This window comes from Kitasatospora sp. NBC_00315 (assembly GCF_041435095.1).
In the GTDB taxonomy this organism is placed as follows: Bacteria; Actinomycetota; Actinomycetes; order Streptomycetales; family Streptomycetaceae; genus Kitasatospora.
Genome location: NZ_CP108025.1, coordinates 2,230,590 through 2,242,851, shown reverse-complemented (window position 1 = coordinate 2,242,851; position 12,262 = coordinate 2,230,590). Strand labels below are relative to the sequence as shown.

13 protein-coding genes are annotated in these 12,262 nt (G+C 69.8%); 10 read left to right on the top strand and 3 right to left on the bottom strand.

Features of this window, described 5'->3' with window-relative positions; translation table 11 throughout:
- Nucleotides 1-209: 209 nt before the first annotated feature.
- The 7 genes from kdpF (at nt 210) to OG823_RS08910 (ending at nt 8,900) form a co-directional block, all read left to right on the top strand.
- Nucleotides 210-299 carry a K(+)-transporting ATPase subunit F gene (kdpF, locus tag OG823_RS08940; protein ID WP_033822604.1) on the top strand — a complete coding sequence of 30 codons (90 nt, stop codon included), beginning with the start codon at nt 210-212 and terminating at the stop codon, nt 297-299.
- A gap of 2 nt (nt 300-301) precedes the next feature.
- The gene (gene kdpA, locus OG823_RS08935; RefSeq protein ID WP_371478926.1) at nt 302-1,963 is read left to right on the top strand and encodes a potassium-transporting ATPase subunit KdpA; all 1,662 of its coding nucleotides are present in this window, start codon (nt 302-304) and stop codon (nt 1,961-1,963) included.
- A complete protein-coding gene (kdpB, locus tag OG823_RS08930) occupies nt 1,963-4,074 on the top strand; it encodes a potassium-transporting ATPase subunit KdpB (RefSeq protein WP_371478925.1) in 2,112 nt (703 codons plus the stop codon). The genes kdpA and kdpB overlap by 1 nt, the downstream gene beginning before the upstream one ends.
- A 19-nt stretch (nt 4,075-4,093) precedes the next feature.
- On the top strand, nt 4,094-4,723 hold the full coding sequence (kdpC, locus tag OG823_RS08925) for a K(+)-transporting ATPase subunit C (RefSeq protein ID WP_371478924.1): 630 nt from the start codon (nt 4,094-4,096) through the stop codon (nt 4,721-4,723).
- Nucleotides 4,724-4,894: 171 nt separating this feature from the next.
- Nucleotides 4,895-7,474 carry an ATP-binding protein gene (locus tag OG823_RS08920; RefSeq protein WP_371478923.1) on the top strand — a complete coding sequence of 860 codons (2,580 nt, stop codon included), beginning with the start codon at nt 4,895-4,897 and terminating at the stop codon, nt 7,472-7,474.
- Nucleotides 7,471-8,145 carry a response regulator gene (locus tag OG823_RS08915; RefSeq protein ID WP_371478922.1) on the top strand — a complete coding sequence of 225 codons (675 nt, stop codon included), beginning with the start codon at nt 7,471-7,473 and terminating at the stop codon, nt 8,143-8,145. Before OG823_RS08920 ends, OG823_RS08915 begins: the two co-directional genes overlap by 4 nt.
- A 557-nt stretch (nt 8,146-8,702) precedes the next feature.
- The gene (locus OG823_RS08910; protein WP_371478921.1) at nt 8,703-8,900 is read left to right on the top strand and encodes a hypothetical protein; all 198 of its coding nucleotides are present in this window, start codon (nt 8,703-8,705) and stop codon (nt 8,898-8,900) included.
- 146 nt (nt 8,901-9,046) lie between these two features.
- On the opposite strand, the gene OG823_RS08905 is transcribed toward OG823_RS08910, so the two are convergent.
- The 3 genes from OG823_RS08905 to OG823_RS08895 form a co-directional block, all read right to left on the bottom strand.
- Nucleotides 9,047-9,478: a VOC family protein gene (locus tag OG823_RS08905; protein ID WP_371478920.1), complete on the bottom strand. Its 432-nt coding sequence runs from the start codon at nt 9,476-9,478 to the stop codon at nt 9,047-9,049.
- A 445-nt stretch (nt 9,479-9,923) separates the two neighbouring features.
- A complete protein-coding gene (trxA, locus tag OG823_RS08900) occupies nt 9,924-10,286 on the bottom strand; it encodes a thioredoxin (protein ID WP_371478919.1) in 363 nt (120 codons plus the stop codon).
- Nucleotides 10,287-10,343: 57 nt separating this feature from the next.
- Nucleotides 10,344-10,811, bottom strand: coding sequence for an OsmC family protein (locus tag OG823_RS08895; protein WP_371478918.1), 468 nt, complete (start codon nt 10,809-10,811; stop codon nt 10,344-10,346).
- A gap of 186 nt (nt 10,812-10,997) precedes the next feature.
- On the opposite strand from OG823_RS08895, the gene OG823_RS08890 reads away from it, so the two are divergent.
- From OG823_RS08890 to OG823_RS08880, 3 genes are all read left to right on the top strand, one after another.
- Nucleotides 10,998-11,264, top strand: coding sequence for a metal-sensitive transcriptional regulator (locus OG823_RS08890; RefSeq protein WP_371478917.1), 267 nt, complete (start codon nt 10,998-11,000; stop codon nt 11,262-11,264).
- A gap of 199 nt (nt 11,265-11,463) precedes the next feature.
- Nucleotides 11,464-11,769 (top strand): rhodanese-like domain-containing protein, encoded by a 306-nt coding sequence (locus OG823_RS08885; RefSeq protein WP_371478916.1) that lies wholly within the window; start codon nt 11,464-11,466, stop codon nt 11,767-11,769.
- A gap of 34 nt (nt 11,770-11,803) precedes the next feature.
- Entirely contained in the window at nt 11,804-12,193 is a 390-nt protein-coding gene (locus tag OG823_RS08880) for a DUF302 domain-containing protein (RefSeq protein ID WP_371484363.1), read from the top strand.
- The last annotated feature ends 69 nt before the right edge of the window (nt 12,194-12,262 follow it).

Here is a 12,262-nt window from a genome sequence, read left to right as displayed (position 1 = left end):
ATGGAGCCCGTCAGGAAGGCTCATAACGTCGTGACCGGCTGCTTTGCTGGCCACGCCGGACCTCCCCCGGCGCCGTGCGGAGCTCCGGGCCCCGTACGGCCAGGCCCCTGAACCACTTTGGTGGAGCCCATGTCCGACATCGTCTTCGTCGGTGTCACGGTCGCCGTGTTCGCCGTCATCGCCCTGATCGCGCGAGGGGTGGAGAAGCTGTGAGCGTCGAGAACATCGCAGGTCTCATCGTCGCCGTCGCTCTCGTCGGCTACCTCGTCGTGGCGCTGATCTACCCGGAGAAGTTCTGATCATGGGATCCACTCTCGCGGGCTGGCTGCAGGCCCTCGCCCTGGTGGGCGCGCTGGCCCTGTGCTACCGCCCTCTCGGCGACTACATCGCCAGACTCCTCACCACCGCCAAGCACCTCAAGGTCGAACGCGGCCTCTACAAGGTCATCGGCGTCGACGGGGACGCCGACCAGCGCTGGCCGGTCTACCTGCGGTCGGTACTGGCCTTCTCGGCCGTCTCGATCCTCTTCCTCTACGGCCTGATCCGCCTCCAGACCTACCTGCTGCTGAACCTGGGCGTCCCGCAGATGGCGAGCCACCAGGCCTGGAACACCGCGATCTCCTTCGTCACCAACACCAACTGGCAGTCCTACAGCGGCGAGTCCGCGATGGGCCACCTGGTGCAGATGGCCGGCCTGGCGGTGCAGAACTTCGTCTCCGCCGCCGTCGGCATCGCAGTCGTCGCCGCGCTGATCCGCGGGTTCACGCGGAACAGGACGGACCGGGTCGGCAACTTCTGGGTCGACCTGACCCGGATCGTGCTGCGCCTGCTGCTGCCGTTGGCGATCGTCTTCGCGCTCGTCCTGGTCGCGAACGGTGTGGTGCAGAACTTCCACGGCTTCCACGACGTCGCCACCCTCGGCGGCGGCACCCAGTCGATCCCGGGCGGGCCGGTGGCCTCGCAGGAGGTCATCAAGGAGCTCGGCACCAACGGCGGCGGCTTCTACAACGCCAACTCCGCCCACCCCTTCGAGAACCCGAACGGCTTCACCAACGCGCTGGAGATCTTCCTGCTGCTGGTGATCCCTTTCGCGCTGCCCCGGGCCTTCGGCCGGATGGTCGGCGACAACCGCCAGGGCTACGCGATCGTCGCCGTGATGGGCCTGTTCTGGGTCGCCTCCGCGGCGCTGATCACCTTCGCCGAGGCGCAGCACAGCGGGACGGCCCTGAATGCGGCCGGTGCGGCGATGGAAGGCAAGGAGCAGCGGCTCGGCATCGCGGCCTCCGGCCTCTTCGCGGCGTCGACGACGTTGACGTCCACGGGCGCGGTGAACTCCTTCCACGACTCGTTCACGCCGTTCGGCGGTGGCTTGACGATCTTCAACATGATGCTCGGCGAGATCGCGCCCGGCGGCACCGGCTCGGGCCTGTACGGGATGCTGATCCTGGCGATCGTCGCGGTTTTCGTGGCCGGGCTGATGGTCGGGCGCACCCCGGAGTACCTGGGCAAGAAGCTCGGCGGGCGGGAGATGAAGTTCGCCTCGCTGTACATCCTCACCACTCCGAGCATCGTGCTGATCGGCGCGGGCATCGCGATGGCGCTGCCCGGCGAGCGCGCGGGGATGCTCAACTCCGGTCCGCACGGCTTCTCCGAGGTGCTGTACGCCTTCACGTCGGCCGCCAACAACAACGGGTCGGCGTTCGCCGGCATCACCGTCAACACCGAGTGGTACGACACCGCGCTGGGTCTGGCGATGGTGTTCGGCCGGTTCCTGCCGATGGTGTTCGTGCTCGCGCTGGCCGGCTCGCTCGCCCAGCAGCAGCCGGTTCCTGCTACTCCGGGCACCCTGCCCACCCACAAGCCGCTGTTCGTGGGCCTGCTGTCGGGCGTCGTCCTGATCGTCGTCGGCCTCACCTACTTCCCGGCCCTGGCTCTCGGGCCGATCGCGGAAGGTCTGCACTGATGTCGTCCACTCTCACCCCAGCACCGGCTGACACGACCGAGACCCAGGCGCCCCACAGAGTCGCCAGTGGTCTCCTCGACCCGAAACTGCTCGTCGCCGCGCTGCCCGACGCGGTGCGCAAGCTCGACCCGCGCGTCATGTACAAGAACCCGGTCATGTTCGTGGTCGAGGTCGGCTCGGTGGTCACCACCGTGGCCGCCGTCGCCGACCCGAGCGTATTCGCCTGGGCGATCACCGTGTGGCTCTGGCTGACCACGATCTTCGCCAACCTGGCCGAGGCCGTCGCGGAGGGTCGCGGCAAGGCGCAGGCGGAGACCCTGCGCCGGGCGAAGACCGAGGCGATGGCCCGCCGGCTCACCGACTGGCCCGCCTCGCAGGCCGAGGAGGAGGTGGCGGGAACGGCCCTGCGGCTCGGTGACCACGTGGTTGTCGAGGCCGGGCAGACCATCCCCGGCGACGGTGACGTCGTCGAGGGTGTCGCCTCGGTGGACGAGTCGGCGATCACCGGCGAGTCCGCCCCCGTGATCCGCGAGTCGGGCGGCGACCGCTCGGCCGTGACCGGCGGCACCAGGGTGCTGTCCGACCGGATCGTGGTGAAGATCGCCTCTGAGCCCGGCAAGTCCTTCATCGACCGGATGATCGCCCTGGTCGAGGGCGCCGCCCGGCAGAAGACGCCGAACGAGATCGCGCTCAACATCCTGCTGGCCTCGCTCACGATCGTGTTCCTGATCGCGGTCGTGACCCTGCAGCCGATGGCGACCTACGCGGGCGCCCCGCAGCCCATGGTCGTCCTGGTCGCGCTGATCGTCGCGCTGATCCCCACCACCATCGGAGCACTGCTCTCCGCGATCGGCATCGCCGGAATGGACCGGCTGGTGCAGCGCAACGTCCTCGCCATGTCCGGTCGCGCCGTCGAGGCCGCCGGGGACGTCAACACCCTGCTGCTCGACAAGACCGGCACCATCACCCTCGGCAACCGCCAGGCCGCCGAGTTCCAGCCCGCCGCCGGCGTCACCGTCGAGGAACTGGCCGACGCGGCACAGCTCTCCTCACTCGCCGACGAGACGCCCGAGGGCCGCTCGATCGTCGTCCTCGCCAAGACCGGCTACGGTCTGCGGGCCCGCGCCCAGGGCGAGTTGGAGCACGCCAACTGGGTCCCGTTCACCGCCCAGACCCGGATGTCGGGTGTCGACCTGGACGAGGGCGGGGTGCTGCAGTCGGTCCGCAAGGGAGCGGCCGGTTCCGTCACCAACTGGGTCACCGAGCAGGGCGGCACCGTCGGGGGCGATGTCGCCGAACTGGTCGACGGGATCTCCGCCGCCGGCGGCACCCCGCTGCTGGTGGCCTCGCGGACAGGAAACGGCACACCGCGTGCCCTGGGCGTCATCTACCTCAAGGACGTCGTCAAGGCAGGCATGAAGGAGCGCTTCGACGAGCTCCGCCGGATGGGCATCCGCACCGTCATGATCACGGGCGACAACCCGCTGACCGCCAAGGCGATCGCGGACGAGGCGGGTGTGGACGACTTCCTCGCCGAGGCCACTCCCGAGGACAAGATGGCCCTGATCAAGAAGGAGCAGCAGGGCGGGAAACTGGTCGCGATGACCGGCGACGGGACGAACGACGCCCCGGCGCTGGCGCAGGCGGACGTGGGCGTGGCGATGAACACCGGCACCATGGCGGCCAAGGAGGCCGGCAACATGGTGGATCTGGACTCCAACCCCACCAAGCTGATCGAGATCGTCGAGATCGGCAAGCAACTCCTCATCACCCGTGGTGCGTTGACGACGTTCTCGATCGCCAACGACGTAGCCAAGTACTTCGCGATCATCCCGGCGATGTTCGCCGGCGTGTACCCGGGCCTGCGGCACCTGAACGTCATGGGCCTGCACAGCCCCACCTCCGCCATCACCTCGGCGATCGTCTTCAACGCCCTGGTCATCATCGGCCTGATCCCGCTCGCCCTGCGCGGCGTCAAGTACCGCCCGTCCGACGCCGGATCCCTCCTGCGCCGCAACCTCGGGATCTACGGCTTCGGCGGACTCGTGGTGCCATTCGTCGGCATCAAGGCGATCGACCTGATCGTCCAGTTCATCCCCGGCCTGAGCTGAAACGGAGGAAACAGCAATCATGCCCAAGCCACTGCCCACATCCGTCCGCACCCACTTCACCGCCCTGCGGATGCTGCTGGTGATGACCGTCGTCCTCGGTCTCGCCTACCCGCTGCTGATCACCGGCATCAGCCAGGTCGCCTTCAGCGACAAGGCCAACGGCTCGATCGTCAGCTCGCAGGGCAAGGAGATCGGCTCCAGCCTGCTCGGCCAGAACTACAACCTGCCCAAGCAGAACCCCGACGATCCTGACGAGCAGGCGCAGCCGGACCCCAAGTGGTTCCAGCCCCGCCCCTCCGCCTACGCCTACGACCCGAAGAGCTCCGGCGCCTCCAACCTCGGCCCCAACAACGAGGACCTGCTGAAGGCCGTGCAGGAGCGCCGCGCCGCCGTCGCCGCCTTCGACGGCGTCGACCCGGCCGCCGTCCCGCCGGATGCGCTCACCGCCTCCGGCTCCGGGCTCGACCCGCACATCTCCACCGCCTACGCCAAGGAGCAGGTCGCCCGGGTCGCCAAGGCCCGCAACCTGCCCGCGGACAAGCTGAACGGACTGGTCGCCAAGTACACCGAGGGTCGCTCACTCGGCTTCCTCGGCCAGGAGGGCGTCAACGTCGTCCTGCTCAACAGGGCCATCGGCGAGCAGAACTGATGTTACATCTGATCACCGAGTAGGCAGGCCGGCCTGGGTACGGGGGAGCACACCCCCGTGCCCGCGCCGGCCACCCGCATGTGTGTTCCGCTCAGCGGAACACACTGCACCGCACCGGTGCTGCCAGTACACACCGTCCCAAGGCCGCCCTCGTAGGAAAGAGCAGCGCCCATGCCCCGCGACCTCACACCCGGCGCCCGAACCCGCCGCGGCAGGCTGAGGGTCTACCTCGGCTCGGCCCCCGGCGTCGGCAAGACGTACCGGATGCTCGACGAGGCCCGCCGCAGACAGGAACGCGGGGCCGACGTGGTGGTCGGGTACATCGAGTGCCATGGCCGCCGGCACACCGAGAACATGCTCCAAGGCCTGGACGTCGTTTCGCGGCTCACCCGCACCTACCGGGACACCGAGTTCACCGAGATGCACACCGACGCGATCCTCGCCCGCAAGCCCGCGGTGGCACTGGTGGACGAACTCGCCCACACCAACATCCCCGGCGGGCGCAACGCCAAGCGCTGGCAGGACGTCGAGGAGTTGCTGGCCGCCGGCATCGACGTCGTCACCACCGTCAACATCCAGCACCTCGAATCCCTCAACGACGTCGTCCAGAAGATCACCGGCATCCCGCAGCGCGAGACCGTCCCCGACGAGGTGGTCCGCCGGGCCGACCAGATCGAACTCGTCGACATGGCACCCCAGGCCCTGCGCCGCCGGATGGCGCACGGGAACGTCTACAAGGCGGAGAAGGTGGACGCCGCGCTCTCCAACTACTTCCGGGTCGGCAACCTCACCGCCCTTCGCGAACTCGCCCTGCTCTGGGTCGCCGGCCGGGTCGACGAGGGCCTGCGCGATTACCGCGCCAGCCACAACATCGACCGGGTCTGGGAGACCCGGGAGCGGGTCGTGGTCGCGCTCACCGGCGGCCCCGAGGGCGAGACGCTGATCCGGCGCGCCGCCCGGATCGCCGACCGCACCGCCGGCGGAGACCTGCTAGCCGTGCACATCACCCGCAGCGACGGCCTCGCCGGTGCCTCCCCCGGCAACCTCGCCGAACAGCGGCAGCTCGTCGAATCACTGGGCGGCAGCTACCACGTCGTGGTCGGCGACGACATCCCCGACTCCCTGCTCGCCTTCGCCCGGGCCCACGACGCCACCCAACTCGTGCTCGGCACCAGCCGACGCGGCCGGATCAACCGCTTCCTCACCGGCCCCGGCATCGGCGAGACCACCGTGGACGCCTCCGAGGACATCGACGTCCACATGGTCACCCACGAACTCACCGGACGAGGACGCCTGCCCTCCCTGGGCCGCCGCCACTCCAACCGGCGTACCATCGCCGGCTACACCGCCGGCCTGGTCCTGCCCGCACTCCTCACCGCACTCCTCTCCCAGCTGCACTCACTGAACCTCACCGCCGTCGCGCTGATCTTCCAACTCGGCGTCGTCGCCGTCGCGTTGCTCGGCGGCGCCACCTCCGCACTGATGGCCTCCCTGGCCGCCTCGCTGCTGCTCAACTACTACTTCATCCCGCCCGTCCACACCTTCACCATCGCCGAGACCAACAACGTCATCGCCCTGGTCGTCTTCGCCGCCGTCGCCCTGACCGTCTCCACCGTCGTCGACCACGCCTCCAAACTCACCAGCCGGGCCGCCCGCGCCACCGCCGAGGCCGAGACCCTCTCCACCCTTGCCGGCAGCGTGCTGCGCGGCGCCGACGCCCTGCCCGCCCTGCTGGAGAAGTCCCGCACCGCCTTCGGCATGGACTCCGTCGCCCTACTGGAGCGCACCAGCGGCGACGTCCTCGCCCGCAGCGACGCGGCCGGCGACCCGGCGCCCGACCGCGAGATCACCGAAGCCCCCGTCGGAGCAGACGCGTTGCTCATCCTGGCCGGGCGCCGGCTGCCCGCGGCCGACCAGCGAGTGCTGACCGCGTTCGCCGCCCACGTGGCCGCCGCGCTGGAGCGCGACCGGCTCGCCACCGCGGCCGCCGAGGTCGAGCCGATCAAGGCAGCCGACCGGATGCGCACCGCCCTGCTCGCCGCCGTCAGCCACGACCTGCGCACCCCACTCGCCGCCGCCCTCGCCTCGATCGGCTCGCTGCGCAGCCCCGACGTCGAGTTCTCCCCGGAGGACCAGACCGAGCTCCTCGACCTCGCCGACGAATCCCTGGTCAAACTCACCCGACTGGTCGACAACCTGCTCGACATGAGCCGGCTCCAGGCCGGCGCACTCACCCTGCACCTGACGCCCACCCACCTCGACGAGGTGCTGCCCCGCGCCATGGACTCACTCTCCGACCCCGACGCACCGGTCCAGCCGCTCGACCTCGACACGGCCCCACCCGTCCTCGCCGACCCGCCGCTGCTGGAACGCGTCCTGGCCAACGTCATCACCAACGCCCTGCGCCACAACGCCCCCGGCGCCCCCGTCCTGGTCGCCGCGAGCCACCACGCCGGCCGGGTGGAGGTCCGCGTCATCGACCGCGGCCCCGGCATCGCCCCCGAAGAGCGGGACCGCGTCTTCCTGCCCTTCCAACGCCTCGGCGACACCGACAACACCACCGGCGTCGGCCTCGGCCTCGCCCTCTCCCGCGGCCTCACCGAGGCCATGGGCGGCACCCTCGATGTCGAGGACACCCCTGGTGGCGGTACCACCATGCTCCTCACCCTGCCCGCCGCCGAGCCCGACTCCGAACCCTCGCCCGAGCCGAACCTCGCACCCGGCGCAGACCCCGGTGAGGTGACCGAATGAGCCACATCCTCGTCGTCGACGACGAGCCCCAGATGCTTCGCGTCCTGAAGATCAACCTCCACGCCCGGCACTACTCCGTCCTCACCGCCGCCACCGGCGCCGAGGCACTGGACCTCGCCGGCCAGGAGTTCCCCGAAGCCGTGCTGCTCGACCTCGGCCTGCCCGACCTCGACGGCATGGACATCATCCGCGGCCTGCGCGCCTGGAGCACGGTGCCGATCATCGTCATCTCCGGGCGCGACAGCCCCACCGAGAAGATCAAGGCCCTCGACGCCGGCGCCGACGACTACCTGACCAAACCCTTCGTCGTGGAGGAGCTGATGGCCCGTCTCCGGGCGGTGCTGCGCCGCCCACCGGGGGAGGTGGCGCCGACCCGAGCCGTGATCGGCGGCCACGAGGTCGATGTCGCGGCGGCCACCGTGACCGGCCCCGACGGGCCCGTACGCCTCACCCCGACCGAGTGGAAGATCCTCGCCATGCTGGTGGCCAGCCCGGGCCGGCTGGTGCCCGGGAGGGAGATCCTGCGCGAGGTCTGGGGCCCCGAACAGGAAGAACACAGCAACTACCTACGCGTCTACCTCGCCACCCTGCGCCGCAAACTGGAACCCGACCCGGCCCGCCCCCGGTACCTGATCACCGAACCCAGAATCGGCTACCGGTACCAACCGTGAACGCTCGGGCGCAAGGGAAGCGTCAAGACCAGACCTTACGGCGACAGGAAAGCGTCAGGGAAACCAGAAGTCGATCTCCGCGGGCATAGCGTCGGAGACGAGGAAACGGTCCGCGCCGTGGGGACGCGGGCCGTGGCCACGCCGGTGGCTTTGATCCCTTGCGGGCTCCACAGGTAGCCAATCCGGCGGCCAGGTGAAATGGGGAGGGGACGCGCGGCCATGCCATCGGGTGCATCGGGCAGCACAGTCGTACCACGGAAGATGAGCTCGCCGAGGGCGGAGGGCTCAGGTACGGCCGGCCCGGCACCCGCGCCGCGCGATCCCCGCACCGCCACCTCGGGGGGGCGAGGTTGTCCGTGCCGGCATCCACGGCTGGGCCGCGACCGCACGGGGCTGGAACCTGTTCACCGCCGGAGGTCGTGCCTCGGCGCCCACTCCCGTGGAGCAATTGGTGGCTCCCGCGGCAACCTGTGCAGCCGAACGCGCCGCCCGATTCCTGGAAGGCCGGGGTCTCCCGCACGACACCTTGCGCGTCACCGCCCACTACGACGAACTCGATGACCAGCCCGGCTATCACGTCCCTGCGCCTGGTCCTCGCTCTACCGCCCGGCCTCGACCCGCAGCGGCACGCAGCGCTGCGCGAGGCCCTCACCCGGTGCGCGGTCACCAACACCCTCCGGCACCCGCCGAAGGTCATGGTCGACCTAGGCGGGTGTGGACTGGTGCACCGTGGCGGGACCGTACCGGAGGGGTGAGGGTTGTGGGACCGGGCCTACGACCTGTGCCGGCGTTGGCAGCGCGACGAGACCTGGAAGCGGATCTTCCGGCCGCAGCCATCAATGAGTGGCTGAGACGCCAATGGCTGCTACCCACGCCGTCGCGCAGCGACGCTGAGGATGGGTCAATCGGTCGTGACGGACGTTCCGCCCCATTCCTCCGGGGCAACGTCTGCGAGCGTCTCCGAGAACGTCCACTGGTGGCCCGCAAGGTCCTCGGCGGTGTACTGCCGTTCGCCGTAGTCGAAATCGGTCGGTTCCATGATGATGCGTGCGCCATGCTCCCGGGACCGCTCGTAGTGAGCGCTAACGTCTTCCACGCGCACCGTCACCGAGTGTGTGACCTCGCCGGGGCGTGGCGGGCGGCGATCATGTCGTACATCGCCGACGATCACGGCCCCATCGCCGAAAGCGAGCTGTGCGCGGTGGTCCTCGCCGATCCGCACCCGCTCGGCAAACCCGAAGGCTGCATCGAGCCAGGCGACCGCCTCGCGCACATCGGGATAGATCAGGACGGGGATCACCGTCGACGCCGGAATGGAGCGATTCGGCTTCATGTCCTACTCCAGACGTTCGGGCCGCGTCGTGCGACTGAAGTACGTACTCACCGGCGGACGCCAGGGCTGCTCGTCACGGAGGCCCTCGCAGACGTGGAAGAGGCCGTCCGATCTCAGCTCCAATTTAGCGGAGCAGCACTTGCGTGAGCCGCCCAGCCGCTGCGGCAGGTCGGCCGTCCTCGGGCCCTCGGGGACTTCCGCAAGGGTGTCGAGCAGGGGGCGGTCGAAGAGGTGCATGGCAGAGCCGACGGGCACTCGGCGGGCGTGTCTGCACGAAGCCGGCGATCCGCTACGGAGCGACAGTGCTGGTCACGGCCATCAACGAGCCGCCGTGACCAGCACGCCTCAACAGGCCTCAGTCGGGCGCAGGCCGCCGGCCCGTCGCGAAGCTGGTCGGTGCAGCGCGCTTCTCCGCGGCCCGCAGTTCGTCCGGCGGGCTCGTCGACTACACGGCGGATGCCGCGATCCGCTGACGCACGTCGTCCATGTCCACGGCGCGGGCCCGGCGGATCACGTCCTCCAATGCGACCTCCGGCAGCGCGCCCGGCTGGGCGTAGAGGACGACGCCGTCGCGCACCGCCATCAGGGTCGGGATCGAGGAGATCTGGAAGGCGGCGGCGAGCTGCTGCTGCGCCTGGGCGTCGATCTTGCCGAACACGATGTCCGGGTGCTTCTGCGAGGCACGCTCGAAGACGGGTGCGAACATCCGGCACGGCCCGCACCAGGCGGCCCAGAAGTCCACGAGCACGATGCCCTCGCCGCCGGCGATCTCGTCGAAGTTCTTCTCGGTCAGCTCGACCGTGGCCATGGCCGTTCTCCTCTCGTAAATACCCCTATGGGTATGTGAACGGTGAAGTGCGGTCGGCTATTCCGGTCCGTCGGACGGGGTCATCTCGATGCGGACGGCGGGGGGCTGGTGGAGCGTGTTGTGGACGGTGCAGTGCGAGGCGACGGCGAGCAGTGCGTCGTACCGGGCGGGGGCCAGGCCCTCCGGCGCCTTCACGGTGAGGGTCACCTCGGTGACCCGGGCGGGGCGGTCGGTGGCCATCGTGAAGCCGGCGTCCACCCGCAGCCCTTTCGGGTCGACGCCGTGTCGGGCAAGGTAGCGGCCGGCGTAGAACGCCACGCACGAGGCGAGCGACGCCGCGAACAGTTCGGTCGGGGTGGGGCCGGCGTCCTGGCCGCCGGCCTCGACCGGCTGGTCCACCACGAGCCGGTGGCCGCGCACCACGATCTCGTAGCGGTCTCCGGAAAGGTGCTCGATCCGGATCCGGCCCGGGGGGAGTACCGCGTCGGAGTCAACGGGTGGGGTGCCCTGTACAGGTTCGGTCACGGTCTGCTCCTGTCGACGGGCCACGAAGCGGCCGGTAGCGGTCGGGTTGGGTTCCAGTGGAGACCGGTGCCGAGCGACAAGCCAGAGCCGACCGGCCCTGCCGGGAGGGCCTTCGATCCCCACTCTGCGCCGATATATACCCCACGGGGTAAACTTCGAGGAGAACGACACTCTGGAGGTGCGCACATGCAGGTCGACGACGACGCGGTCGGCGCGGTCCTCAACCGCCTTCGCCGCGCGCAAGGTCAGCTCGCCGGCGTCATTGCGATGATCGAGGCCGGGCGCGAGTGCAAGGACATCGTGACCCAGTTGGCCGCCGTCTCCCGCGCTCTCGACCGGGCCGGATTCAAGATCGTGGCCAGTGGCATGCGCCAGTGCATGGCCGCTGCCGACGGCGACACGCCACCGATGAGCGAGGCCGAACTCGAAAAGCTCTTCCTCGCCCTGGCCTGACGTCCCGCCCGCCCACCGGCGGCGCCGTATGGCGCGGTCCCATGCCCTCCCGGGCTGCTTGCGGGCAGGCCGGGACATCCGGCAGTCGGGACGTGAGGGCGTGCGACACGCCCCAAAGACCCTCAGTGGAATGCATATCTCCCTCTGGGTGTTGACGTACTCTGTTGCATACCCCTAGGGGTATTTATGGAGGTGGATCATGGTTCGGGAAGTCGACATCGAGGTGTTGGCCGCCGCACGGGTGCAGGGTGTGCTGGTGCTCGACGTGCGCGAGGCGTTCGAGTTCGCCGCGGGGCATGTGCCCGGCGCACGCTGGGTCCCGCTGGGCATGCTCGCGAGGGGCCTTGTCGATCTGCCTCGCGACCGCACCGTCATGGTGATCTGCGCTTCCGGCAACCGGAGCCGGATCGGAGCCGAACTGCTCGGCTGTGCCGGCTTCGACGCCGCCTCCGTCCTGGGCGGGACTGCAGAGTGGTCGCCCTCCGGCCGCGATCTCGCCGCCTGAACTCCCTGACCTCATGCCACGAATGGAGTACGCCATGGACTACGGCATTCCCCTCACCCTCGACCTGCCCTTCGCCGAGGCAGTCGAGCAGGTACGCACCGCACTCGCCGAGCAGGGCTTCGGCATCCTCACCGAGATCGACGTCCAGGCCACCCTGCGGGCCAAGCTCGGCGAGGAGATCGAGGAGTACGTCATCCTCGGCGCCTGCAACCCGGCGCTGGCCCACCGCGCCCTCCAGGTGGACCGGCGTATCGGGCTGCTGCTGCCGTGCAATGTCGTGGTACGTGCGGCCGACGGGCGCACCGTCGTCGAGGTCATGGACCCGCAACTGATGGTCCGGGTCACCGAGCAGCCGGCACTCGAAGCCGTGGCCGACGAGGCCGCCGGCCGGCTGCGCGCCGCGCTGGACGCCCTCGCCGGCTGACCGCCACTTCCCGGGCCCGCCCGACGCGGGCCCTTTTTCCCGGACTTCCACATACCCCCACCCGTATTG